Genomic DNA, 24,385 nt, shown 5'->3' on the forward strand with positions numbered 1-24,385 from the left:
CTCCCGCCGACGGGGCACCTTGCTCCGCGAATGTCCCCCGGGGCTTCGCCCCTCCTCCTTTATTTCGCTGCGCAAGGCACCCCATCGACGTGAGCGTGTTCAGAGCGGTCGTTGATCGCCTGCACACAACCGCCGCGTCCCGTGCGCAGGGCACTGGGTGCTTCCCGCAGCGAAATCAAGGAGGAGCCCGAAGGGCGGGGGACATTCGCGGAGGGAAGTACCCGGTGGCCTGTGCACACCCCCTGAACAGAAGAACATGACCACCGCCCTCCTCATCTTCGCCGGCACATTGCTGCTCGTCATCTGGCAACCCCGCGGCCTCGGCATCGGCTGGAGCGCCTCGCTGGGCGCCATCATCGCCCTGCTCTTCGGCGTGGTGCAGCTCACCGACATCCCCGTCGTCTGGGCCATCGTCTGGAACGCCACCGCGACCTTCATCGCCGTCATCCTCATCAGCCTGCTGCTCGACGAGGCTGGTTTCTTCGAGTGGGCCGCATTGCACGTGGCCCGCTGGGGGCGCGGCAACGGCCGGCGGCTGTTCGCCTTCATCGTGCTGCTGGGCGCCGCGGTCTCGGCCCTCTTTGCCAACGACGGCGCGGCGCTGATCCTCACGCCCATCGTGATGGCCATGCTCGTGGCGCTCGGCTTCACGCCGGCGACCACCCTGGCCTTCGTCATGGCGGCGGGCTTCATCGCCGACACGGCCAGCCTGCCGCTGATCGTGTCGAACCTCGTGAACATCGTGTCGGCCGACTTCTTCGGCATCGGCTTCAACGCGTACGCCTCGGTGATGGTGCCGGTCAACGTCGCGGCCGTGCTCGCGAGCCTGGGCGTGCTGCTGTGGTGCTTCCGGCGCGACATTCCCGCCCACTACGACATGGCCCGCCTCAAGCAACCCGCCGATGCGATCCGCGACCGCGACACCTTCCGCGCGGGCTGGGTCGTGCTCGCGCTGCTGCTCGTGGGCTTCTTCGGCCTGGAGCCGCTGGGCGTGCCGGTGAGCGCGGTGGCCGCCTTCGGCGCCGTGATCCTGCTCGCGGTGGCGGCGCGCGGCCCGGTGATCGGTACGCGCCAGGTGCTGCGCGGCGCGCCCTGGCAGATCGTCGTCTTCTCGCTGGGCATGTACCTCGTGGTCTACGGGCTGCGCAACGCCGGGCTCACCGGCCAGATCGCCACGCTGCTGAACCTGTTCGCGCAAGGCGGCGTCTGGGGCGCGGCCATGGGCACCGGCTTTCTCGCGGCGGTGCTCTCCTCGGTCATGAACAACATGCCGACCGTGCTGGTCGGCGCGCTGTCGATCGAGGCCTCGGGCGCGGTCGGCCTCGTGAAGGAGGCGATGGTCTATGCCAACGTGATCGGCTGCGACCTCGGCCCGAAGATCACGCCCATCGGCAGCCTCGCCACGCTGCTGTGGCTGCACGTGCTCTCGAAGAAGGGCATGACCATCACCTGGGGCCACTACTTCCGCATCGGCATCGCGCTGACCCTGCCCGTGCTGGCCGCGACGCTCGCCGCACTGGCGCTGCGCCTCAGCCTCGGCTGACCCATTTTTCTTTCTTCCTCTCTCAACGAGCCTGCCATGAGCGACATCACCATCTATCACAACCCCGCCTGCGGCACGTCGCGCAACGTGCTCGCGCTGATCCGCAACACGGGCGACGAACCCACCGTCATCGAGTACCTGAAGACCCCGCCCGACCGCGCCACGCTCACGCAGCTGATCGCGGCGATGGGCGTGCCCGTGCGCGAGGTGCTGCGCCAGAAAGGCACGCCGTACGACGAACTGGGCCTGGGCGATCCCAAGTGGAGCGACGACCAGCTCGTCGACTTCATGCTGCAGCACCCGATCCTCATCAACCGCCCCATCGTCGTCACGCCACTGGGCACGCGCCTGTGCCGCCCTTCGGAGGCGGTGCTCGACATCCTGCCCAAGCCGCAGCAAGGCGCGTTCTCCAAGGAAGACGGCGAAGCGGTGATCGACGCGAAAGGCCAGCGTGTCGCCAAGCCCTGATCTCCCGCAGCTCGACGCCGACGCGTTCCGCGTCCCCCGCCTGCAGGAGCTGCTTCCCACCGCACGCGCCACGCACGCACCACGCATCCTGCTGCTGTACGGCTCGCTGCGCGAACGCTCCTACAGCCGCCTGCTGACCGAAGAGGCCGCGCGCCTGCTGCGCGCGATGGGCGCCGAGCCCCGCATCTACGACCCGCGCGGCCTGCCGCTGCCCGACGGCGAGCCCGAAGACCATCCGAAGGTGAAGGAGCTGCGCGATCTCGCGCAGTGGGCCGAGGGCATGGTGTGGACCTCGCCCGAACGCCACGGCGCGATGACCGGGATCATGAAGGCGCAGATCGACTGGATTCCGCTGGCCGTCGGCTCGGTGCGGCCCACGCAGGGCAAGACGCTCGCGGTGATGGAAGTCTCGGGCGGCTCGCAGTCGTTCAACGCCGTGAACCAGCTGCGCGTGCTGGGCCGGTGGATGCGCATGATCACCATCCCCAACCAGTCGTCGGTGGCCAAGGCCTTTCTCGAGTTCGACGACGCGGGCCGCATGAAGCCCTCGCCCTACTACGAGCGCGTGGTCGACGTGATGGAAGAGCTGGTCAAGTTCACGCTGCTCACACGCGACTGCGCGGACCACCTGGTCGATCGCTACAGCGAGCGGCGCGAAAGCGCCGAAGCGCTGTCGAAGCGAGTGAATCTGCGCAGCATCTAGGGCCTGTTCACCCTATTTCTGGCGTCGCGAAGGTCTGCCACGGCGGGCCAATCAAGGCGCGTGACGCCGCGTGTGCATGCGCACACGCAAGGAGCGCAACGCCGAGTGGCCCGCCGTGGCAGACCTTCCCTTCGGGTTGGCCGGCAAAGGGGCCGTCTGCGGCGTTGCCCGCGCTTGCAAGGCAGAAGCCTTGCTGCGCACGGGCGCCTTGCAGCCAGCCCCTTTGCCGGCCAACGCGACGCCAGAAATAGGGTGAACAGGCCCTGGACACAAGCCAGGCAGGCTTCTTGCAACGGGGACGCCCGTTGCCCGGGCAACTCCCATGGCGGCGCGCGGCGCACCCACGTAGATTCCAGCGTAGAAAAAAGCGTCCGTTTCCGTCGCTTTCCCCCACTTTGGCCCCGCAGGAGTGTCCATGGACGCATGGTCGAGTCAGCAACTGTCCCCGCTGTACAGGCGCGAGGTCTTCCGCTCGCGCGAGGCCGAAGAGACGCATGCGCGCGTGGCCCATGAGCTGAAGCCGCACCGCAGCGTGTGGCGCTCGGGCGATGTCGATGCGATCTTCTGCCGCGCCGAGATGAGCGCACTGTCGCTGTGCATCCTGCGCTACGGCTGCGACGTCGACATCGAGCCCGACGCGCTCGGCAACTTCGTGCTGGTGCAGATGCCGCTGCGCGGCCGCGCCGACATCCACACCGGCGGACAGACGCTGCAGATCCACCCCGGCCAGGGCGCCATCATTTCGGCCCACAAGCCGGTGCGCCTGCGCTGGCATGCCGACTGCGAGCAGCTGATGCTGAAGATCGAACTCAGCCGCCTGCAGGAAGTGGCGCGCCATGCCTTCGCACTGCGCGGCGGCGACACCGTGGGCGAGATCGATTTCGACATGCCCCTGCGCCTGGACGACGCGGCGGGCACGCAGTGGTGCCGCATGGTGGCAAGCCTGGCTTCGCTGCTGCCGCCCACCGAGTTCGAGCGCTACGACCCGCGCTGGCTCGCGCACTGCGAAGACAACCTCATGCTCTACCTGCTGTGCCACCGGCCGAATTCGGTGCTGCAGCGGCATGCCGACGCGCAGCGCGGCACCGAAGAAACCAGCCTGCGGCAGCTGCGCCGGGCCGAAGAGTTCATGCGCGAGCGGCTCGACTCGCTGCTCTCGCTCGAAGACGTGGCGCAGGCCGCGGGCGTCACGCGCCGTGGCCTCGCCCTGCTCTTCAGGCGCCACCGCGACCTGTCGCCCGGCGAGGTGCTGCGCAACATGCGGCTCGATGCCGCGCACGCGCTGCTGACGCGGCACGACGGCGCCAGCGTCACCGAGGTGGCGCTGAACTGCGGCTTCTCGCACCTGAGCCGCTTTGCCGCCTGCTACCGCGAGCGCTTCGGGCAGTTGCCGCGCGACACCTCGCGCGACCCCGCGCGGCTGCCCGCCGCGCGGCACTGAACACACATCCTCAGGACTTCATCGCGCACTGCGCGGCGGTGCGGTCCTGGTAGCGCTCCAGCACGGTGCCGATCACCTTGTTGGCGATGCGCCCGCTGCCGTCCTTGGCGACCACGCGCAGGTAGTAGTTCTGGATCGGGAAGTTGTTGGGGCCGTAGCGGAAATCGCCGCGCACCGACTTGTAGTTGGCCGCCTTGATCGCCTTGAGCAGCGCGGGCTTGTCGGCCACCTTGCCGCCGACGTCGCGCACGGCCGCATCCATCGCCATCAGCACGTCGTAGGCCTGGCCGGCATAGAACGACGGGTTGCGCCCGTTGTTCTGCTGGCGGAACGCGGCCACGAAGCGCTGGTTGGCCGGGTTGTCGAGGTCGAACGACCAGTGCGCGGTGTTGAACAGGCCCAGCATCGGCTCGCCGACGGCGGGAATCATGTCCTCGTCGGCCGAGAAGGCTGTGGAGATCAGCGCCACGTCCTTCGACAGCCCCGCGCCGACGAACTGCTTGATGAAGCTCACGCCCATCGCGCCGGGTAAAAAGAAGTACAGCGCATCGGGCTTCGAGGCGCGGATCTGCGCCAGCTCCGCCGAGTAGTCGAGCTGCCCGAGCTTGGTGTACAGCTCGTCGCCCACGGCGCCCTTGAAGGTGTGCTTGAAGCCGTTGATGGCGTCCTTGCCGCCCGGGTAGCTGGGCGCGATCATCGCGACCTTCTTGAAGCCCTTGTCGCTCGCAAACTTGCCGGCCGACTCGTAGTACGCGTCGTTCGGGTACGAGGCGCCGAAAAAGTACGGGTTGCAGCGCGCGCCCGAATAGTCGCTCGGGCCGGTGTTGCTCGACAGGTAGGGCACCTTGGCCGCGAAGAGCGGCGGGCCGACGGCCAGCGCGACCGACGAACCGACGGGCCCGGTGAACAAATCGATCTTGTCGCGCAGCAGCATGCGCTCGACCACCTGGCGCGCCATCTCGGGGTTGCCGGCCGTGTCGGCCTCGACGAACTCCACCGGCACGCCGCCGAGCTTGCCGCCCAGCTGCTTCATCGCCACGGCGAAGCCGGCCTTGGCCTCGGCGCCGCCGACGGCGAAGGGGCCGGACAGGTCCATCGCCAGGCCGACTTTCACGGTCTGCGCGGTCTGCGCCTGCGCGGGTAAAGCCAGCGCGCCCACCAGGACGGTGAGCGCGCACAAGACGGATCGGGGCGTGGCCTGCGACATGAAAGGTCTCCTCGGGGTGAGTTCGTTGAACGTGGGGGGGGCAGCAAATGCAGGCCGCAGTCTCTGTGCGGCGGCGGCGCCCCGCTATCCGTTTCGTGCGGCGCAAACCGCTGCACGAAATGGACAGACAACGCCCCGGCGCGCTCCCCAGAATCGCCGCCGACCCCACCACTTCGAGAGACGAACCGATGAGCAACACCATCGACATTCCCACCGGCGACGGCACCCAGACCTTTCGCGGCTACCTGGCCCTGCCGGCTTCGGGGCGCGGCCCCGGCATCGTGCTGTGCCAGGAGATCTTCGGCGTCAATGCCTACGTGCGCGAGGTGGCCGACCTCTATGCGCAGGAAGGCTACGTGGTGCTCGCGCCCGACCTGTTCTGGCGCATGGAGCCCGGCGTCGATCTGGGCTACTCGCCCGAAGACTGGCAGCGCGCCTTCGGCTTCTTCCAGAAGTTCGACATCGACGCCGGCGTGGCCGACGTCACGGCGAGCGTGAAGGCGCTGCGCGCGCACCCGGCCTGCACCGGCAAGGTCGGCGCGCTGGGCTTCTGCCTCGGCGGCAAGCTGGCCTACCTGGCCGCCGCGCATTCGGGCGTGGACGCGGCCGTGGGCTACTACGGCGTAGGCATCGAGGGCGCGCTCGACCTCGTGCCGCAAATCAAATGCCCGATCGCCCTGCACTTCGCGGAGCTCGACCAGTTCTGCCCGCCCGAGGCCCGCGCCCAGGTGCTCGAAGCCTTCGCCGGCCAGCCCGATGCGCAGATGTACGTCTACCCCGGCGTCGACCATGCGTTTGCGCGCACCGGCGGCGACCATTTCGACAAGCCCTCCACGCTCATGGCGCACCAGCGCTCGATGGCGCTGTTCAAGGACGCGATCGGCCCGGTGTACGACCTCTCGGCGCTGTGGGACAAGCACTGCGAGTACGAGTTCGCCACGCGCGACGTGGTCGCCACCATGGCCACGATGGTGAGCGAGCCCTACGTGAACCACATCCCCACCATGACCGGCGGCGTGGGCGCCAAGGAGCTGTCGCGCTTCTACAAGCACCACTTCATTCCGAGCACGCCGCCCGACACGCGGCTCACGCCCATCTCGCGCACCGTGGGCGCGACGCAGATCGTGGACGAGATGCTGTTCAGCTTCACCCACACGGTCGAGATCGACTGGCTGCTCCCGGGCATCGCGCCCACCGGCAAGCCGGTGGAGATTCCGCTCGTGGCCATCGTGAAGTTCCGCGGCGACAAGCTCTACCACGAGCACATCTACTGGGACCAGGCCAGCGTGCTGGTGCAGATCGGCCTGCTCGATCCGAAGGGCCTGCCCGTGGCCGGCGCCGAGACGGCGCGCAAGCTGGTCGACGAGACGCAGCCGTCGAACACGCTGATGCCGCGCTGGGAAAAGTCGACCGGCCTCACCATCGCCGATCCGGCGCTGCCCCTCGGATGAGCAACGCCGCCGACATGCTGGCGCTGGTCGTGGACGCGGTCACGCCGCTCACGCCGGCCATCAAGGCCTTCGTGCTGCGCTCGGCCGACGGCGAGCCGCTGCCGCCGTTCGCACCCGGCGCGCACCTGGGCGTGCAGGTGGTGCAGGCCAACGGCCACCCGGGTCAGCGCGCCTACTCGCTCGCCAGGCCGCACGACGGCTCCGACCGCTGCGAGATCGCCGTGCTGTGCGAGCCCCAGGGCGCAGGCGGTTCGACCTGGATGCACGCGCTGCAGCCCGGCACCGCGCTCGCCGCGCACGCACCGCGCAACGACTTCGCCCTGCACGCGGGCAGTGCGCCGCCGCTGCTCATCGCGGGCGGCATCGGCATCACGCCGCTGCTGTGCATGGCGCGCTCGCTCGCGGCCGAAGCCCGCCCCTTCGACTTCATCTATGCCACGCGCAGCGAAGAAGCCACGGCCTACCTGCACGAAGTGCGCGCGCTCGGTGGCACGGTGGTGCACGACGGCGGCGACCCGTCACGCGGTATTGACCTGCGCGCGCTGCTGGCCGCGCCCGTGTCCGGGCGCCACCTGCATGTGTGCGGCCCGCGCGGCATGGTGCAGGCGGTGGTCGACAGCGCCCGCGCACTCGGCTGGCCCGACGACCACGTGCACTTCGAACTCTTCGCCGGCGCCATCGAGCAGGCGGGCGACGCACCCTTCGAGGTGCGCACGCTGCGCTCAGGCAAGACGCTGACCGTGGCGCCCGACCAGAGCCTGCTCGACGTGCTCATCGCCGCCGGCCTGGACCCGCTGTACGACTGCCGCCAGGGCGACTGCGGCGTGTGCGTGGTGGACGTGGTCGAAGGCGTGCCCGACCACCGCGACCACAACCTCAGTCCGCGCGAGAAGGCGGACGGCAAGACCCTGTGCACCTGCGTGTCGCGCGCGAAGACGCCGCACCTGGTGCTCGACATCTGATGACGTTTCAGGAGAACCACCCGATGAATTCCGTGATCCCCATCATCCCCATCGCGGCGACCAGCCCGATCGACATCCAGTCGCTCGTGCAGCCCGACCGCGTGCACAAGCGCGTCTACACCGACCCCGCCATCTTCGAGCTGGAAATGGACCGCGTGTTCGGCCAGGCCTGGATCTACATCGGCCACGAAAGCCAGGTGCCCAAGCCCGGCGACTACTTCACCACCCGCCTGGGCCGCGAGCCCGTGGTGATGGTGCGCCACACCGACGGCCAGGTGCACGTGATGTTCAACCGCTGCCCGCACAAGGGCGCCAAGCTCGTACCCGACGGCAGCGGCAGCGCCGGCAAGTTCCTGCGCTGCCTGTACCACGGCTGGACCTTCAAGTGCGACGGCAGCCTGCTGTCGGTGCCGCTGCGCAGCGGCTACGAATGCACCGCGCTCGACCTGAAAGACCCGCAGTACGGCGTGCGCAAGGTGGCGCGCGTGGCTTCGCACCGCGGCTTCGTGTTCGCCAGCCTGTCGGAAGACGGGCCTGAGCTGAAAGAATTCCTGGGCGGCGTGGCCACGTCGCTCGACAACTTCTGCGACCGCGCGCCCGAGGGCGAAGTGGAAGTGGCCGGTGGCGTTCAGCGCGTGATCCAGCGCAACAACTGGAAGATCTTCTTCGAGAACCTGCACGACACCATCCACGCCGTGGCCACGCACGAGTCGTCGTGGCGCGCGGCCAAGGAAGAGCACGAGGCCATGCCGGCCGGCACGCCCAAGCCCTTCGAGGTGGTGATCGTCGACGGCAACGGCGAGCCGCTGGAGTTCTGGGAGAAGCTGGAGCTCAAGGGCTACGACCACGGCCACGGCTTCATGGAAGGCATCTTCGTGCCGCCCACCGATCCGGTGAGCCTGGCCTACGTGGCCTCGCTCGAAGCCGCGAAGGGCGCCGAACAGGCCGACGCGATCCTGCGTGTGAACCGGCACAACACCATCGTGTACCCGAGCTGCTCGCCGCACACCTCGTTCCAGCAGATCCGCGTGATCCGGCCGCTGTCGGTGGACCGCACGCTGGTCGAAATCTTCAGCTTCCGGCTCAAGGGCGCGCCGGAGGCCACCTTCCAGCGCACGCTCAAGTACACCAACATCGTCAACTCGCCCTCGTCGAACGTGATGCCCGACGACCTGGAGGCCTACAACCGCGTGCAGGAAGGCCTGGGCTCGGACGGCGGCGACTGGGTCAGCATGCACCGCGCCGCCGGGCGCGACCAGCCGCTGCCGGGCGGGCGCGCGTCCAACGGCAACAGCGAGATGCCCTCGCGCAACATGTTCGCGGCGTGGGCCGGGTACATGGGTGTCGACACGGGCGTGCAAACCGGGAGCGCCGAATGAACTTCCACGACTGGAACGAACAGCAGGACCTCACGCAGTTCCTGCACCACGAGGCCCGCCTGCTCGACGAGCACCGCTGGGACGAATGGCAGAAGCTCTTCACGCCCGACGGCCTGTACTGGGTGCCGCTGGTGCACGGCCAGGCCGACCACCTGAACCACGCCTCGCTGTTCTGCGAGGACGCCCTGCTGCGCTCGATGCGCGCGCGGCGGCTCGAGCAGGCCCGCGCCTATTCGCAGCAGCCGCCCACGCGCACCGTGCACGTGCTGGGCAACATTGGGCTCGAATCGCGCGACGACGCGGGCTGCACCGTGCGCTCGACCTTCCTGCTGCTGGAGTGGCGCAAGACCGAGCAGCGCACCTTCGGCGGCAGCGTGCTGCACACGCTGCGCCGCGGCGACGAGGGCTGGCGCATCCAGACCAAGCGCATCGACCTCGTCAACTGCGACGCGCCACACGAAGCCCTGCAGGTGTTCCTGTGAAGGCCGCGCTGCTGGCAATGCACTACCAGAACGACGTGCTGCACGTCGACGGCAAGGTGCGCGTGGGCGTGGCCGCCGACGACCCGGCGCGCCCGCGCCTCATCGCCTCGGCCGCGCGGCTCATCGCCGGGGCGCGCGCGAACGGCGTGCCGGTGATCTTCGTGCGCATCGCCTTCGCGCCCGACTACGCCGACTGCCTGCGCAACTGCACGCTGTTCCGCCGCGTGGCCGAAAGCGGCGCGGTGCAGGAAGGCAGCTGGGGCGCCGGGTTCTACGACGAGCTCGCGCCCTTGCCGGGCGAAGCCGTGGTCACCCACAAGCGCAACAACCCCTTCTGGGCCAGCGGGCTCGAAGAGGCGGTGCGCGCCACCGGCGCCAGCCGCCTGTACGTGGCTGGGATCGCCACCAACCATGTGGTCGAACACGGCGCGCGCCATGCGAGCGACCTGGGCTACGACGTGGCCGTGGTCGCCGACGCCTGCAGCACCGCACAGGCGCACCTGCAGGCGGCGAGCCTGGAAACCCTGGCGATGCTTGCGGACGTGGTGCGCGTGGACGACGCCGTCGCGCAGATGGGAGGCCGGCCATGACGACGCTGCAAGGCCAGGTCGCGATCGTGACCGGCGCCGCCGCGCTGCTGGGCAGCGCCATCGTGCGGGCCTTCGTGCAGGCCGGCGCGCGCGTGGTGGCGGTCGACATCGACACGGCTCGCGGCGCCGCGCTGGCCGCCGATGTGGGCGCGGGCTGCCGCTTCGTCGCCTGCGACATCGCCTCGGACGACGCGCTCGATGCGCTCGTGGCCGGCGTGCTGCGCACCGAAGGCCGCATCGATTACCTCATCAACAACGCCGTGGTCTACGGCGATGCAGGGCTGGATTCCGCGCGCGCCGACTGGCTGGGCGCGCTGAACATCAACCTCGTCTCCGGCGCGATGCTGGTGCAGAAGACCGCCGACGCGCTGGCCGCGCACGGCGGCGCCATCGTGAACATGGGCAGCGTCGGCGGCAAGTTCGGCGCGGCGGGCCGCGCACTGTACCCCGCGGCCAAGGCCGCCATCCTGCAGCTCACGCGCAACCAGGCCGCCACGCTGGCGCCGCGGGGCGTGCGGGTGAACTCGGTGTCGCCGGGCTGGACCTGGTCGGACGCGCTGTCGCGCATGACGAACGGCGACCGCGCACGGGCCGACCGCGTCGGCGCGCCGATGCACCCGCTGGGCCGCGTGGGCGACGGCGACGACGTGGCGCAGGTGGTGCTGTTCCTGTGCTCGGACGCGGCGCGCTTCGTCACCGGCGCCGACATCCCGGTCGACGGCGGCTTCTCGATGCTGGGGCCCGACCAGGGCCGCTCGGCGCGCGACTGGTTCGAGGCGTAGCCGCCGTTCAGCCGCGCGACTGCCGCAGCGCGCCCGGCGTGCCGCCCAGGTGGCGGCGGCACAGGCGCACGAAATGCGAGGCGTCGGACAGCCCGACGCGCAAGCCGATCTGCGCCACGCTCAGGCGGTCGAAGCGTGCGTCGGCCAGCATGCGCTGCGCCACCTGCATGCGGCAGGCGGCCAGCGCGTTGGCGAAGGTGGTGGCGCTGTGCCCTGCCCCGCCGCCTTCGGCCAGGCAGCGGTGCAGGCTGCGCTCCGAGATGCCGAGCCCCTGCGCCACGGCCGCGGCCGTGAGGCCCGGCTCGGCATGGCGCTCGCGGGTGGCGTCGAGCACGCGCTGGCGCAAGGCGGCGCGGCCGCACGGGTCGGGCATGGCCGTGCCACCGACCGGGCCGAGCGCCAGGGCCAGCAGGCCGCCGAGCTGGTCGGCCAGCAACGCCGCCGGCAGCGGCGGCCGCAGGGCCACCTCGGGCGACAGCGCCTGCGCGAAGCCGCTGAGCGCCGCGCCCCAGCCGCTGTGGCCGTCGATGCGGCGCGCTACGTGGTCGCCGGCATCGGGCAGCCACGACTCGACCCACGCGGTCGGCAGCTCGATCGACACCGTGTCGGCCGACTGCTGCAGGTGGAAGGCGTAGCAGCGCCGCGAATCGACCAGCACCGCGTCGCCGGGCAGCAGGCGCGCCGAGCGCTCTTCCTGCACCGCGACCCAGGGCGAGTCGGCCTTGCACAGCAGGTAGTAGAAGTTGTGGCGGCTGTGGGCGATGGCGCGGCGCGTGCGGTACACGTCCTGCGCGCTGCCGCGCACCCGGTTCACGTGCAGCGGCCCCAGCGGCGCGGATTCGAGCGAGGCGCCGAAGCGGCCGGCCAGCGGGCTGGTCACGTCCATTTCGAGAAAGCCTTCGCAGACCGCGCCGATCCAGTAGTCCAGCCGCTGCGGCGGCGGCACGGTGTCGGTCGACCAGGTGTGGATCGCAGCAGGGGCTGCGGGCATGGCGGCGGAAGTCATCCCGCCAACATAGCCAGCCCGGGCCCGTTTGCCAAGCGGGTATAGACGCCCTCCGACGCCGCACCGCGCGGGTGCCCGGCACAATGGCCCGCTTCATCCACCGCACACGCACGAAGGGCCCGGCACACATGAGCAAGCAAAGCGATTTCGGATTGATCGGCCTGGCCGTGATGGGACAGAACCTGGTGCTGAACGTGGAAAGCCGCGGCTTCCAGGTCAGCGTCTACAACCGCACCGAGGCCACCACCGAGGCCTTCATTGCCGCCCACCCCGGCAAGCAGCTGGTGGGCGCGAAGACGCTCGAGGAGTTCGTCCAGAGCCTGGCCAAGCCCCGCAAGATCCAGATCATGGTCAAGGCCGGCGCGCCGGTCGACCAGGTGATCGAGCAGCTCATTCCCCTGCTCGACAAGGATGACATCGTCATCGACGGCGGCAACAGCCTGTACACCGACACGGAACGGCGCGACGCCTACCTTGCGAGCAAGGGCCTGCGCTTCATCGGCGCGGGCGTGTCGGGCGGCGAGGAAGGCGCGCGCAAGGGGCCGTCGATCATGCCGGGCGGCCCGGCGTCGACCTGGGAGGTGATGAAGCCGATCTTCGAGAGCATCGCGGCCAAGGTGGACGGCGAGCCCTGCGTGATCCACATCGGCCCGGGCGGCGCGGGCCACTACGTGAAGATGGTGCACAACGGCATCGAGTACGGCGACATGCAGCTGATCTGCGAGGCCTACAGCCTGTTCAAGGCGGCCGGCTTCACGACCGACGAGATGGCCGCGATCTTCAACGAATGGAACGAGGGCGAGCTGCAGAGCTACCTGATCCAGATCACCGCCAAGGCGCTCGAACAGAAAGACCCGGAAACCGGCCAGCCGGTGGTCGACCTCATCCTGGACAAGGCCGGCCAGAAGGGCACGGGCCAGTGGACGCTGCTGAACGCGGCCGAGAACGCGGTGGTCATCAGCACCATCAACGCCGCCGTCGAGGCGCGCGTGCTGTCGTCGCAGAAGAAGCAGCGCGTGGCTGCGAGCCAGCTGCTGCAGGGGCCGAGGATCGAACTGTCGCTGGAGAAAAAGGCGCTGGTGGCCAAGGTGCACGACGCGCTCTACGCCTCGAAGGTCATCAGCTACACGCAGGGCTTCGACCTGATCCAGACCATGGGCGAGAAGAAAGGCTGGCCGCTCGACCTGGGCGGCATCGCCTCGATCTGGCGCGGCGGCTGCATCATCCGCGCGCGCTTTTTGAACCGCATCACCGACGCCTTCCGCCGCGACCCGGCGCTGGGCAACCTGATGCTCGACCCATTCTTTCAAGACCTGCTGAACCGCACGCAGCAGAACTGGCGCGAGGTGGTGGCACTGGCGGTGAGCAACGGCATCCCGGTGCCGGCCTTCAGCGCCTCGCTGGCCTACTACGACAGCTACCGCACGGCACGCCTGAGCGCGAACCTGCTGCAAGCGCAGCGCGACTTCTTCGGGGCGCACACGTACGAGCGGGTCGACAAGCCGGAGGGCCAGTTCTTCCACACCGACTGGCCCGAAGTCATCGAATAAATAAATTGGACTCGCCCCCAGGCTTCGCGCACTTCGTGTCGCTTCGCCAACCCCCTACCGGGGGCAACACCAGCGGCCCGGCAAAGCCGGTTCCGCGGTGTTTCTGGTGAATGCCCGCTCGCCACCTCTTCAGGTGATGCGACTCAGCCGGCGTCGGCCAGCCAGTCGCGCACCACGCCGACCGACTGCGCCAGCGGCGCCGTCGCATCCACCGCCAACACGCCGGCCTCGCCCACCGGCGATTCGAGCGTGGCGAACTGGTTGGCCACGAGGCTGGCCGGGAACATGTGCAGCCCGGCGCCCGCGCGCGCGGCCACGCGGCGCTCGGCTTCGGCGCGGTCGATCTGCATGAACACGAAGCGCAGGCCCGGCGCGGCGGCGCGCAACTGGTCGCGGTAGCTGCGCTTGAGCGCGGAGCAGGTCATGACGGCGCCCTGCGGCGCGTCGGCCAGGGCGCGGCCCAGCGTGGCCAGCCAGCCGGCGCGGTCGGCGTCGGTGAGCGCGATGCCGCGGCTCATCTTGTCGACGTTGGCGGGCGGATGGTGGTCGTCGCCCTCGATCAGCGGCAGCCCGAACGCCGTGGCCAGCGCCGCGCCCATGCTGGACTTGCCGCAGCCCGAAACCCCCATCACCACGAGCCAGACCCTGTTCATGCGCGCTCTTGACCTTGTTTGAAGCAGCCGATGCCGAATGCGTGCCGAGGCCGGCACGGCCACGAATCTACCGCGTCTGCGCCCTGTTCAGAACAGGCTGCCCTGCCCCGCGGCGCCGGGCGGGCGGAACGCGCCGGTGTCCAGCGCGATCCGCTCGCGGTTGAAGCCCAGCCGGTGTGTCGCTTTCTGGAAGCGCTGGTGGATCAGATCGGCCCACAGGCCGCTGCCCTTCATGCGCGTGGCGAAGTCGGCGTCGTAGTCCTTGCCGCCGCGCATCTCGTGGATGCGCGCCATCACGCGCTCGGCGCGCTGCGGGTAATGCAGCTCGAGCCATTCCTTGAAGAGCGGCGCCACCTCCCACGGCAAGCGCACCACGGTGTAGAAGGCGCTGCGCGCGCCGGCCTCCCAGGCGGCTTCGAGCACCTGCTCCATGTCTTCGGTGATGAACGGAATCTGCGGCGCCACGCTCACGCCCACCGGCACGCCGGCCTCGGCCAGGGTGCGGATGGTGCGCAGCCGCCGGTGCGGCGCGGCGGCGCGCGGCTCGAGCTTGCGCGCCAGCTCGCCGTCGAGCGTGGTCACGGTGACGTACACCGCCGCGAGCCGGTCGGCGGCCATGGGCGCGATCAGGTCGAGGTCGCGCTCGACCGCGCTCGACTTGGTGACCAGCGCGAACGGATGCCGCACCTCGCTCAGCAGCTCGATCACGCCGCGCGTGAGCCGCAGCTCGCGCTCGATGGGCTGGTAGCAGTCGGTGGCGGTGCCGATGGCGAGGTTGCTGGGGCGGTAGCCCTTGCGCCCGAGTTCGGCGCGCAGCACCTCGACGAGGTTGCGCTTGGCGATCAGCTTGGTCTCGAAGTCGAGACCGGGCGACAGGTTCAGGTAGCTGTGCGTGGGCCGCGCAAAGCAGTAGATGCAGCCGTGCTCGCAGCCGCGGTACGGGTTGAGCGAGCGATCGAAGGGGATGTCGGGCGACTCGTTGCTGCTGAGCACCGACTTCACGTCCTCGAAGCGCACCTCGGTGGCCAGCGGCAGCAGTCCGGCGGCCTCGGCTTCGCCGTCTTCCAGCGTGCCCCAGCCGTCGTCGAAGGCGTCGCGTGCGTCTTTGGAGAACCGGTGCGCGAGCCGCGTGGCCGCGCCTCGGCCCTTGATGATGTGGATGGGAACCTGGGCGGCGGGCATGGCGAGTCCTTGGAAGGAATCAGGAAACAAGTCGAACAACTGTTTATTCATACAGTATTTCACTTTTGATCCCGACATGCACAGTTTTTTATTTCTGTCTTGACAGAAATTCAGGAATTCCTAAACTCGACGCCATGGAACTCACCGACATTCAACGCAAGTTCGTCCTGCACTGGGGCGAGATGGGCTCCATGTGGGGCGTGAACCGCACGGTCTCGCAGATCCACGCCCTGCTCTTCGCGCACGGCAAGCCGATGCACGCCGAAGAGTTGTCGGAAACGCTGGGCGTGGCCCGCTCCAACGTCAGCAACAGCCTGAAGGAACTGCAGGCCTGGAACCTCGTGCGCGTCACCCACACGCTGGGCGACCGGCGCGACTACTTCGAGACCAGCGTCGACGTGTGGGAGCTGTTCCGCACCGTGGTGCGCGAGCGCAAGGAGCGCGAGTTCGACCCCACCATCCGCGTGCTGCGCGAGATCGTTTCCAGCCCCGATTTCCAGAAGGAGCCGCCCGATGCGCAAGACCGCATCCGCTCCACCATGGACCTCATGACCAAGCTCGCCACCTGGGCCGACGAGATGCTGCGGCTGTCGCCCGGCACGCTCGACAAGGTGCTCACGCTCGGCGCCAGCGTGCAGAAGTTCGTGCGCGGCGACAGCCCACCGCCCCCCGCCCCTCCTGGCGCCGGCAAGGGCGACGACCCCGACGCGCACCACGCCAGCCTGCCCATGATCTGAGAAAGGCCGCGTCCTTTTTTTTGCCTTTCTATTTCTGTTTTGACTGAAATATCGAGAACCAAAAGCACCATGACCCGCTTCGCCCCCGCCACCTACCCGCTCACGGTCTATTTCGACGCCACCTGCCCGCTGTGCACGGCCGAGATGGGCGCCATGCAGGCGCGCGACAGCGCGAAGCGGCTGCGCCTGGTCGACTGCTCGCCCATCGGTTTCGCGGACGGCCCGGCGCCGCGCGAGGCGCTGATGCGCTCGCTGCACGCGGTCGATGCCGCAGGCCAACTGCGCGTGGGCGTCGACGCCATCCGCGCCTGCCGCGCCGCGGTGGGCCTGCCGGCCGGTGGCGCGGTGCTCGACCTGCCGGTGGTCGGCCGGCTGGCCGACCGCGCGTATGCAGTGCTGGCCCGCAACCGCTACCGGCTGCCGCGCTGGCTGGTCCTGCGGCTCGCGGGGCACGGTGCGATCGCGCCAGCCACCTGCGCCGACGACCACTGCAAGCTCTAAAAAACCACTCACGCTGTCACACCCCACCCGCTCACGTCCGAAGGAGTTTTCGATGCCCGACGTCTTCCAGCCCGACTTCCGCCTGCCCGGCACCGCGCGGCCCGCGCCGCCTGCCGTCGAAGGCCACGTGAGCCGCGAGGACACGCAGGACTATTTCACCGAGGTCGCCGACGACTACCGCGCCTGGAGCCCCAGCTACAACATGCACTTCGGCTTCTGGCGCCTGGGCCTGAACCCGCTGCGGCGCGAGGGCATGCTGATCGAGATGAACCGCACCGTCGGGCGCGCACTGCGGCTCGACACCACCGCCACCACCGGCCCGCGCTGCGTGCTCGACCTGGGTTGCGGCGCCGGCGCCACCTCGCGCACGCTGGTCGGCGACGACCCCGCGCTGCATGCGGTCACGGTGACCAACGTGCCGGTGCAGAACGGCATCGCCGCGCGGCTCGACGCCCGCGCCGGCGTGGCCGACCGCGTCGCGCACGTCGAGGCCGACTACACCCGCACCGGCCTGCCTGCCGCCCAGGCCGACGGTGCCTGGGCGCTCGAAAGCGCCTGTTATGCCGAGGGCACCGCCAAGGCCGACTTCGTGCGCGAGGCCGCGCGGCTGCTCAAGCCCGGCGCGCGGCTGGTGGTGGTCGACGGCTTCCTGCTGCGCCGCCGGCCGGGCCGGCTCGCGGGCTGGCTGCACCGCCTGTGGGCCGACAGCTGGGCCGTGCCCACGCTGGCGGTGCGCGACGACTTCACGGCCGCGCTGCGCGCGCACGGCTTCGAGGACATCGCGTTCACCTCGCTGCGCTGGCGCGTGGCACCGAGCGCGCTGCACATCCCCGTGCTGGCCACGCGCTTCACGCTGGCCGAACTCTGGAAGGCGCGCGGCAAGCTCAGCCCCTGGCGCCGCAAGCACATCGTGGCCAGCTACTGCGCGCTCGCGCTGGGCATGTTCTGGCGCGACTTCGACTACGCCATGGTGACGGCCCGGCGCAGCGCCAGCTGAGACATCACAAAAAGAGGAGAAGAGATTTCCATGCGCACCGAGCCCGAAGAAAGCAAACTCGCCGACCTGCCGGCCAACGACGACGTGCCGGCCCCCAAGCCCGTGCACGGCATGCCCTTCGGCTGGTTCTGGCCCATGTTCGCCGGCGCGGCGCTGGCGCTCGTGCTGCGCCTCGTCTTCAGCGGCGGCCCCGGCCAGCCCTTCTCGGCCATGCTGGGCTCCTTCGTCTACTTCGCGCCCGCGGCGTGCGGCGCGGTCACGGTGTACCTGGCCGAGCGCATCGAGCGACGCAGCTGGGGCTACTACCTCTGGGCGCCGTGGGTGGCCACCGCGCTGTTCGTCGGCGGCACGCTGATGGTGTTCATCGAGGGCATCATCTGCGCCGCCTTCATCGTGCCGCTGTTCGCGGTGATGGGCAGCGTCGGCGGGCTGGCCATGGGCATCGTGTGCCGCATCACCAACTGGCCGAAGCCCGCGCTGTACAGCGTCGCCCTGGTGCCGCTGTTGCTCGGCGGCATCGAGCCGCAATGGCCCAACCCGGACCAGTTCTCGAACACCTCGCGCACCCTCTTCATCGCAGCGCCGGCCGAACGTGTGTGGCACGAGCTCAACGCCGCGCGCGACATCCGCCCCAGCGAAGTCGGCGACGCGTGGGCCTACCGCGTCGGCGTGCCGATGCCGGTGTCGGGCGTGACTGTCGACACGCCCGAGGGCCGCGTGCGCCAGGTGCAATGGCAGAAGAACGTGCATTTCGAAGAGGTCGTCACCGAGTGGCAGCCGAACCGCCTGCTGAAGTGGCGCTTCCGCTTCACGCCCGACTCCTTCCCCGCCGGCGCGCTCGACGACCACGTGATGATCGGCGGCCAGTATTTCGACCTGCGCGACGCGACCTACACCCTGACCCCGCGCGACGGTGGCACCGAGCTGCGCGTCGCGGTGTCGTGGCGGCTGAGCACGCGCTTCAACTGGTATGCGGACCCGGTCATGCAGTTCCTGCTTGGCGACGCCTCCGAGAACATCCTGCGCTTCTACAAGGCGCGCAGCGAAGCCACCCAGGCGGTCGCGGGATGAGCGCGCCACCCGTCTTCCAGCAGGCGCTCGGCCCCGCGTGGGGCCAGCTCGGCGACGTGATTCGCCGGCACTACACGATGGCGCCGTTCTCCGACGACTACGTCTGCGTGCGCGGCGCGATGAGCGAGGTCTGGCACGCCCCCTGGGCCGCGCTGCTGATGCCCTTCGGCCGGCTGTTCGGCGCGCTGGTTCCGCACCAGGGTACCCAGGTGCCGATCGAGGTGCACTACCGCTGCCGCCCCGGCAACGCCCACCTCTACTGGGACCGCGTCTTCCACTTTCCGAGCAGGCCGCCTTTTCATTTCCGTTCGCACATGGAACACGACGCGGCGCAAGGCAGCGAGGTGATCGAATACGTGCGCTTCGGCATCGGCATGCGCCTGGCGGTGAGCGCGGAAGACGGCGCGCTCGTGTTCCGCGACAGGGGCTACATCTGGCGCCTCGCGGGGCTGCGCATTCCGCTGCCGCTGGGCCTCTTGCTCGGCACCGCCTACGTCGAGGAACGGCCCGATCCGTCCGACCCCGACAACTTCACGATGAAGATGCTGCTACGCCACCGCTGGTTCGGCGATGTGTTTCGCTACAGCGGACGCTTCCGCCTCGGTTCACAATGAGCCCACCATGCCGCGCCGCCCCGAAAACCTCTACGCCCAGTACCACGCCCACATCTACTTCGCCCCCGCCACGCTGGCGCAGGCGCGCGAGCTCAGCGAGCGCGCCGGCCGCGAGCTGATGGTGGTGGTGGGCCGCGTGCACGAACGCCTCGTCGGCCCGCACCCGCACTGGAGTTGCCAGCTCGCCTTCGACGCCGCCGAGTTCGACGAAGTCATCGGCTGGCTCGACGCCAACCGCAACGGCCTCGACGTGTTCGTGCACGGCGTGACCGGCGACGACTTCGCGGACCACACAGCCCATGCGATGTGGCTGGGCGAAGAGAGCGCGCTCGACCTGCGGATGTTCAGGCGCTAGGCCTGCGCCAGCAGCGCGCAGACCTCGTCATCCGTCGTCTGCGAGAAATCTTCATACCAGGCGCCGACCGCCCGGAACACCGTCGGGCAGCGCACGCACAACACGTCGTCGGCTTCGCGCTGCAAGGCCTCGCAGGCCTCGGGCGACGCCACGGGCACGGCGGCGATGACGCTGCCGGCGTTCTGCCGCCGCAGCCCGCGAACGGCCGCGCGCATGGTGGCACCGGTGGCGAGTCCGTCGTCGATCACGAGCACCGTGCGGCCTTGCACCTCGCACGCCGGGCGATCACCGCGATAGACCTGCGTGCGGCGTGCCAACTCGGCGAGTTCAGCACGCACCACGGCATCGATCTCCGAAGGACGCAGGTCCAGCGTGCGCACCAAGTGTTCGTCGATCTCGGGCACGCCATCGCCCGCGAGCGCGCCGAAGGCGTACTCGGGCTGTTCGGGCAGGCCCAGCTTGCGCACCACCAGCACATCGAGCGGCAAGCGCAGCGCGCGGGCCACCTCGAAGGCCACCGGCACGCCGCCGCGCGGCAGCGCCAGCACCACAGCGTCCGCAAAGCCGCCCCTTCGCCGCAACAACGCAGCGAGCTGGCGGCCGGCCTGTGCGCGATCACGAAACTTCACGGCGTGTGCTCCCGACACGGGATGTTCACACGCCGTTCGCGTCGAGGCGAGCCCCGGCGCAAAGACCCGGATCGCGGCGTGCGTTACGCAGCCTCTTGCGTTTCCACCTCGGTGTCCGATGCGCCGCCGTGGACCTTGAAGAACTGCGCCCCTTCGACCTTCTGCCCGATGGCCTGCTCATACGCCGCGCGCACATCGTCGGGCTGCCCGGCCTGCCCGAAGAAGTCCTTCAGGTACGGCCCCAGCAGCGGATGCGCGGCCAGTTCCTCGCGCGGCAGGCCGTGCAGCATCTCGTCGCGGCAGGCCGAGGGCAGGAACACGTCGCGGTTCTTCCCGGGGTCGCGGATCAGGCCCTTGGGCTCGTGCGCCGGGTCGGACTGCATCGACTCGAGTTCTTCGAAGAAGCGCCGGCGCATCATCACGATGCCCTTGTCGCTCTGGCCCAGCTTCTCGCGCGTGCGGTCGGTCACGGTGCCCTGCCCCACCCAGACCACGAAGTCCTGGTTGGCGACGTGGCTGGTGATCCAGCGGCCCGTGGCCGGGTCCTTGATGGGGCCGTACCACGAGGGAATGCGTTCCTGCACATAGGGCTCCTGCTCGGTCGGCACGCGGCTGAGCACCCACAGCACGCTCAGCGTGTGGTGGTCGTCGATGGGCACGCGCCATTCGAAGTGGTGGCCGAGGAAGAAGCCGTTGGGCCACAGCGTGACGCGGCCGGTGGTCCACATGACGTTGTCTTCGCGCTCGCCGCCGCGCAGGCGCTTGTAGACGAAGCCGTGCTCGAACTCCTCGAAGGCGAGCTTCAGGTGCGTGGGCACGTAGGGGCCTTCATCACCCTGCAGGCGCGTGGTCCAGTTGTTGTGCGTCCACTCGAAATGCACGGGGTCGATGGAGTTTTCCTGGCACTGGAACCAGTTGCAGGGAATCTCGGCGAATACGGCCTGCGCGAAACCGTTCTTGCAATTGAAGAGCTCCCAGTCGGGCAGCAGCGGCGCGGGCTGCGGGCCCATGTAGGCCCACAGCAGGCCGGCCTTTTCCTGCACGGGGTAGGCCTTGATCTTCGTGTTCTTGCGCATGCGCGCGTCGGGGTCCAGCGTTTCTTCAAAGGGCTGGTGGATGCACTGGCCGCTGGTGTCGTACTGCCAGCCGTGGTAGCTGCAGCGCAGGCCGCACTTCTCGACGTAGCCGTACGACATGTCCGCATTGCGGTGCGGGCAGCGGCGGTCGACGAGGCCGTAGTTGCCGCTCAGGTCCTTGTAGAGCACCAAGTCTTCACCGAGGATGCGCAACGGCTTCACGGCCTTGTCGTCGAACTCGCTGGCACCGGCGATCGGGTGCCAGTAGCGGCGCAGGTAGTCGCCCATGGGCTTGCCCGGACCGACTTCGGTCAGCAGGCGGTTCTTTTCTTCGCTCAACATGCATCGTCTCCTTGTCTGCGGGTGTGTGTGTCGTCAGTCGGCGCGGATGCCGAACTCGCGCACCAGCTTGCCGAAGCGCTGGTCGTCGTCGGCGATCTGGCGGGCCAGCACGGCCGGCTCGCCGCCCACGGGCTCGATGCCGAGCGCGGCCATGCGGGCCTGCACGTCGGGCATCTTCAGGATCTCGTTGACGTGGCGGTTGAGCGTCTGCACGACCTCGGCCGGCATCGCTTTCGGCCCGAGCAGGCCCATCCAGGCGCTCACGTCCATGTCGCGGTAGCCCAGCTCCAGGAAGGTGGGCACGTTGGGCATGAGCTTCGTGCGCTGGCGTTCGGCCACGGCCAGCGGCACCAGCTTGCCGGCGGCGATGTGGCCCGCCACCGCGCCGGGCGTGATCCAGCCCACGCTCACGTGGCCGCCCAGCGTGTCGTTGACCACCGGCGCCACGCCGCGGTACGGCGCGTGCGCAATGGCCACGCCGGCGTCCTTGTTGAAGAGCTCGCCCGCGATGTGCATCGGCGAGCCCGCGCCCGGCGTGCCGTAGGTGAAGGCCTTGCCGGCCTTGGCGCCGGCCACGAGCTGCGCCACGGTCTGGATGCCGCTCGTGGGCGCCGTGACCATCAGCACCGGGATGTTGCCGGTCTTGACGATGGGAGTGAAGTCTTTCACCACGTCGTGCGCCACGCCGGGGCCGGCCTTGAGCACGTGCTGCGCGATGGGGAAGGTGCTGGGCGTGAAGAGCAGCGTGTAGCCGTCGGCCGGCGCCTTGGCGACCCAGGCGTTGCCGATCATGCCGCTCGCGCCGGGACGGTTGTCGACCAGCACCGGCTGGCCCAGGCGCTGCGCGAGCTTCTCGGCGTAGGTGCGCGCGATGGCGTCGGTGTCGCCGCCGGCCGGGTAGGCGACGACCAGCGTGACCGGCTTCGCGGGCCACGATTGCGCCAGCGCCGCTGTCGCGGCGCACAGCAAAAGAATGGCTCCTGCAGCGGCACGGAGCATGTTTCGTTGGTGGAACATCTTGCGTTTTCCTTCTCGGTGGGACGACGTGGGGGTGTCGTCGGACTGTAGGAATCGCGCCGCGCGGCCAGAAGATATAGTTTCACTGAGTGAACCTTTTTTTCTTCGGAGGCGGCATGTCGGATACCAGCGGCGCGCACAGCGTGAAGTCGATCGATGCCCTGCGCCGCGGGCTCGACGTGATGCTGGCCATCCAGCGTTCGTCGGCCGTCACGCTGCAGGAGCTGCACCGGCAGACCGGCCTGTCGAAAGCCACGCTGCTGCGCATCCTGAAGACGCTGCAGCAGGCCGGATGGGTGGAACGCAACGAGCTGGAGAAGCGCTACGTGCCCACCTCGGCCACCGGCCAGTCAGGGGCTGCAGCAGCGTGGCGCACGCGGCTCACGGCCCTGGCGGCGTCGCCGCGCGCCACGCTGCAGCGGCTGGTGCCGTGGCCGATCGACCTGGGCGTGCGCGACGGCACGGCGATGCTCATCCTCGACACCGACCGGCCGCGCAACGGCCTGGCGGTGAACTACCGCGCGCTGGGCTTTCGTCCGCCGATGCTGCTGTCGTCGCTCGGGCGTTGCTACCTCGCGTTTTGCCCCGAAGACGAGCGGCGCGAAATCGTTGCCGCACTGGCGCGCTCACCCAACGACTTCGACCGCGGCGCGCGGCGCCCCGACAGCATCCGCCGCATGGTGGCGCACGCACGCGACCAGGGCTACGCGGCGCGCGACCCCACGTCCACCAGCCTCGATTCGCCCGACCGCTTCGGCGCGGTGTCGGTGCCGGTGCGGCTGGGCGAGCAGGTGGTGGGTTGCCTCAGTTGCGCGTGGCTGCCGGCGGTGAAGAGCGAGCGAGAGATCGTGTCGGCGCACCTGGGCGACCTGCAGCAGGCCGCGCAGAGCATCGAGCGCCGGCTGCGGCAGGACGGCCTCGGGCTGCCGCCCGCGAACGCCTGAAGAAGCAGCGTCAGAACTCCGCGTCGAGCTCGTCGATCTCGTCGGGCTCCTGCAGCGCGGCGGCCACCCATTCCTTCATGGCGGGCAGCTCCATCACGCGCTTGCAGTACGCGGCGCACACGCTGTCGAGCGCCACGTCGTAGCTCAGGAAGCGCGTGACCACGGGCGCATACATCGCGTCGGCCATGCCGGGCTGCTTGCCGAACAGGAAGGGGCCGCCGTAGGCCTTCAGGCACTCGCGCCAGATGGCGACGATGCGGTCGATGTCGCCCTGCGCGCGCGACCACACCTTGAAGTTCTTGAAGCGGGCCTTGATGTTCATCGGCAGCGCGCCACGCATCGAGGCGAAGCCCGAATGCATCTCGCCGCAGATGGCGCGGCAGTGCGCGCGCGCCGCGGCGTCGGCGGGCAGCAGGCCGGCCTTGGGCTTGATCTCGTTCAGGTACTCGCCGATGGCCAGCGTGTCCCACACCTTGATGCCGCCGTGCTGCAGCGAAGGCACCAGCATCGACGACGACAGCAGCAGCATCTCGGCCTTCATGGCCGGGTCGTCGGGCGGGATGACCTTCTCGCTGAAGTCCAGTCCCGCGAGCCTGCACATCAGCCAGCCGCGCAGCGCCCAGGCGCCGTAGTTCTTGCTGCTGATCGTGAGAACGGGTTTGGCCATCGCGACACTCCTTGGACGATGCGTGCTGTGTGCAAG

26 protein-coding genes are annotated in these 24,385 nt (G+C 69.4%); 18 read left to right on the forward strand and 8 right to left on the reverse strand.

Features of this window, described 5'->3' with window-relative positions; all coding sequences use genetic code 11:
- The first annotated feature begins 256 nt into the window (after positions 1-256).
- The 4 genes from AC57B8_RS30530 (at position 257) to AC57B8_RS30545 (ending at position 4,155) form a co-directional block, all read left to right on the forward strand.
- On the forward strand, positions 257-1,543 hold the full coding sequence (locus AC57B8_RS30530; RefSeq protein WP_496481631.1) for an arsenic transporter: 1,287 nt from the start codon (positions 257-259) through the stop codon (positions 1,541-1,543).
- 36 nt (positions 1,544-1,579) lie between these two features.
- Complete coding sequence (gene arsC / locus AC57B8_RS30535; protein ID WP_496481632.1) at positions 1,580-2,011, forward strand: arsenate reductase (glutaredoxin); 432 nt, start codon at positions 1,580-1,582, stop codon at positions 2,009-2,011.
- Entirely contained in the window at positions 1,995-2,714 is a 720-nt protein-coding gene (arsH, locus tag AC57B8_RS30540; protein WP_496481633.1) for an arsenical resistance protein ArsH, read from the forward strand. The genes arsC and arsH overlap by 17 nt, the downstream gene beginning before the upstream one ends.
- 415 nt (positions 2,715-3,129) lie before the next feature.
- Entirely contained in the window at positions 3,130-4,155 is a 1,026-nt protein-coding gene (locus AC57B8_RS30545) for an AraC-like ligand-binding domain-containing protein (RefSeq protein ID WP_495299264.1), read from the forward strand.
- 10 nt (positions 4,156-4,165) lie between these two features.
- Here the strand turns inward: AC57B8_RS30545 and AC57B8_RS30550 are convergent, their stop codons facing one another.
- On the reverse strand, positions 4,166-5,362 hold the full coding sequence (locus tag AC57B8_RS30550; protein ID WP_159277626.1) for an ABC transporter substrate-binding protein: 1,197 nt from the start codon (positions 5,360-5,362) through the stop codon (positions 4,166-4,168).
- Between the two features lie 188 nt (positions 5,363-5,550).
- On the opposite strand from AC57B8_RS30550, the gene AC57B8_RS30555 reads away from it, so the two are divergent.
- The 6 genes from AC57B8_RS30555 to AC57B8_RS30580 are packed head-to-tail and all read left to right on the forward strand — an operon-like array spanning position 5,551 to position 11,008.
- Positions 5,551-6,813 carry a dienelactone hydrolase family protein gene (locus tag AC57B8_RS30555; RefSeq protein WP_496481634.1) on the forward strand — a complete coding sequence of 421 codons (1,263 nt, stop codon included), beginning with the start codon at positions 5,551-5,553 and terminating at the stop codon, positions 6,811-6,813.
- Entirely contained in the window at positions 6,810-7,775 is a 966-nt protein-coding gene (locus tag AC57B8_RS30560) for a PDR/VanB family oxidoreductase (protein WP_496481635.1), read from the forward strand. The genes AC57B8_RS30555 and AC57B8_RS30560 overlap by 4 nt, the downstream gene beginning before the upstream one ends.
- A 23-nt stretch (positions 7,776-7,798) precedes the next feature.
- Positions 7,799-9,154 carry an aromatic ring-hydroxylating dioxygenase subunit alpha gene (locus AC57B8_RS30565; protein WP_496481636.1) on the forward strand — a complete coding sequence of 452 codons (1,356 nt, stop codon included), beginning with the start codon at positions 7,799-7,801 and terminating at the stop codon, positions 9,152-9,154.
- On the forward strand, positions 9,151-9,636 hold the full coding sequence (locus AC57B8_RS30570; protein ID WP_496481637.1) for an aromatic-ring-hydroxylating dioxygenase subunit beta: 486 nt from the start codon (positions 9,151-9,153) through the stop codon (positions 9,634-9,636). The genes AC57B8_RS30565 and AC57B8_RS30570 overlap by 4 nt, the downstream gene beginning before the upstream one ends.
- Positions 9,633-10,226: a cysteine hydrolase family protein gene (locus AC57B8_RS30575; protein WP_369632113.1), complete on the forward strand. Its 594-nt coding sequence runs from the start codon at positions 9,633-9,635 to the stop codon at positions 10,224-10,226. Before AC57B8_RS30570 ends, AC57B8_RS30575 begins: the two co-directional genes overlap by 4 nt.
- Complete coding sequence (locus AC57B8_RS30580; protein ID WP_496481638.1) at positions 10,223-11,008, forward strand: SDR family oxidoreductase; 786 nt, start codon at positions 10,223-10,225, stop codon at positions 11,006-11,008. Before AC57B8_RS30575 ends, AC57B8_RS30580 begins: the two co-directional genes overlap by 4 nt.
- Before the next feature lie 7 nt (positions 11,009-11,015).
- On the opposite strand, the gene AC57B8_RS30585 is transcribed toward AC57B8_RS30580, so the two are convergent.
- Positions 11,016-11,999 carry an AraC-like ligand-binding domain-containing protein gene (locus AC57B8_RS30585; RefSeq protein ID WP_496481639.1) on the reverse strand — a complete coding sequence of 328 codons (984 nt, stop codon included), beginning with the start codon at positions 11,997-11,999 and terminating at the stop codon, positions 11,016-11,018.
- A 143-nt stretch (positions 12,000-12,142) separates the two neighbouring features.
- On the opposite strand from AC57B8_RS30585, the gene gnd reads away from it, so the two are divergent.
- Entirely contained in the window at positions 12,143-13,564 is a 1,422-nt protein-coding gene (gene gnd, locus AC57B8_RS30590; protein WP_496481640.1) for a decarboxylating NADP(+)-dependent phosphogluconate dehydrogenase, read from the forward strand.
- 143 nt (positions 13,565-13,707) lie between these two features.
- Here gnd and AC57B8_RS30595 read toward each other — a convergent pair whose 3' ends face one another.
- Complete coding sequence (locus AC57B8_RS30595; RefSeq protein ID WP_240531376.1) at positions 13,708-14,217, reverse strand: gluconokinase; 510 nt, start codon at positions 14,215-14,217, stop codon at positions 13,708-13,710.
- Between the two features lie 87 nt (positions 14,218-14,304).
- On the reverse strand, positions 14,305-15,399 hold the full coding sequence (locus AC57B8_RS30600; RefSeq protein ID WP_496481641.1) for a PA0069 family radical SAM protein: 1,095 nt from the start codon (positions 15,397-15,399) through the stop codon (positions 14,305-14,307).
- Positions 15,400-15,533: 134 nt separating this feature from the next.
- Between AC57B8_RS30600 and AC57B8_RS30605 the strand changes: the two genes are divergently transcribed.
- The 6 genes from AC57B8_RS30605 (at position 15,534) to AC57B8_RS30630 (ending at position 19,674) form a co-directional block, all read left to right on the forward strand.
- Complete coding sequence (locus tag AC57B8_RS30605) at positions 15,534-16,136, forward strand: GbsR/MarR family transcriptional regulator (RefSeq protein WP_159277636.1); 603 nt, start codon at positions 15,534-15,536, stop codon at positions 16,134-16,136.
- A 69-nt stretch (positions 16,137-16,205) separates the two neighbouring features.
- Complete coding sequence (locus AC57B8_RS30610) at positions 16,206-16,637, forward strand: thiol-disulfide oxidoreductase DCC family protein (protein ID WP_496481642.1); 432 nt, start codon at positions 16,206-16,208, stop codon at positions 16,635-16,637.
- A 52-nt stretch (positions 16,638-16,689) separates the two neighbouring features.
- Positions 16,690-17,634 carry an SAM-dependent methyltransferase gene (locus tag AC57B8_RS30615; protein WP_496481643.1) on the forward strand — a complete coding sequence of 315 codons (945 nt, stop codon included), beginning with the start codon at positions 16,690-16,692 and terminating at the stop codon, positions 17,632-17,634.
- A 30-nt stretch (positions 17,635-17,664) separates the two neighbouring features.
- The gene (locus AC57B8_RS30620) at positions 17,665-18,705 is read left to right on the forward strand and encodes an SRPBCC family protein (RefSeq protein ID WP_496481644.1); all 1,041 of its coding nucleotides are present in this window, start codon (positions 17,665-17,667) and stop codon (positions 18,703-18,705) included.
- Positions 18,702-19,319, forward strand: coding sequence for a DUF4166 domain-containing protein (locus AC57B8_RS30625; protein ID WP_496481645.1), 618 nt, complete (start codon positions 18,702-18,704; stop codon positions 19,317-19,319). Before AC57B8_RS30620 ends, AC57B8_RS30625 begins: the two co-directional genes overlap by 4 nt.
- Positions 19,320-19,326: 7 nt before the next feature.
- Entirely contained in the window at positions 19,327-19,674 is a 348-nt protein-coding gene (locus tag AC57B8_RS30630; RefSeq protein WP_095744544.1) for a DOPA 4,5-dioxygenase family protein, read from the forward strand.
- Here the strand turns inward: AC57B8_RS30630 and AC57B8_RS30635 are convergent.
- From AC57B8_RS30635 to AC57B8_RS30645, 3 genes are all read right to left on the reverse strand, one after another.
- Positions 19,671-20,303 (reverse strand): phosphoribosyltransferase, encoded by a 633-nt coding sequence (locus tag AC57B8_RS30635; RefSeq protein ID WP_496481646.1) that lies wholly within the window; start codon positions 20,301-20,303, stop codon positions 19,671-19,673. The genes AC57B8_RS30630 and AC57B8_RS30635 overlap by 4 nt on opposite strands.
- 83 nt (positions 20,304-20,386) lie before the next feature.
- Positions 20,387-21,721, reverse strand: coding sequence for a Rieske 2Fe-2S domain-containing protein (locus tag AC57B8_RS30640; protein WP_496481647.1), 1,335 nt, complete (start codon positions 21,719-21,721; stop codon positions 20,387-20,389).
- A 33-nt stretch (positions 21,722-21,754) separates the two neighbouring features.
- Positions 21,755-22,738 (reverse strand): Bug family tripartite tricarboxylate transporter substrate binding protein, encoded by a 984-nt coding sequence (locus AC57B8_RS30645; protein WP_496481648.1) that lies wholly within the window; start codon positions 22,736-22,738, stop codon positions 21,755-21,757.
- Positions 22,739-22,854: 116 nt separating this feature from the next.
- Between AC57B8_RS30645 and AC57B8_RS30650 the strand changes: the two genes are divergently transcribed.
- The gene (locus AC57B8_RS30650) at positions 22,855-23,682 is read left to right on the forward strand and encodes a helix-turn-helix domain-containing protein (RefSeq protein WP_496481649.1); all 828 of its coding nucleotides are present in this window, start codon (positions 22,855-22,857) and stop codon (positions 23,680-23,682) included.
- A gap of 10 nt (positions 23,683-23,692) precedes the next feature.
- On the opposite strand, the gene AC57B8_RS30655 is transcribed toward AC57B8_RS30650, so the two are convergent.
- The gene (locus AC57B8_RS30655; protein ID WP_062476661.1) at positions 23,693-24,349 is read right to left on the reverse strand and encodes a glutathione S-transferase; all 657 of its coding nucleotides are present in this window, start codon (positions 24,347-24,349) and stop codon (positions 23,693-23,695) included.
- Positions 24,350-24,385: the final 36 nt, after the last annotated feature.

The organism is Variovorax sp. BGA-UO-ETr-C22, from assembly GCF_059567965.1.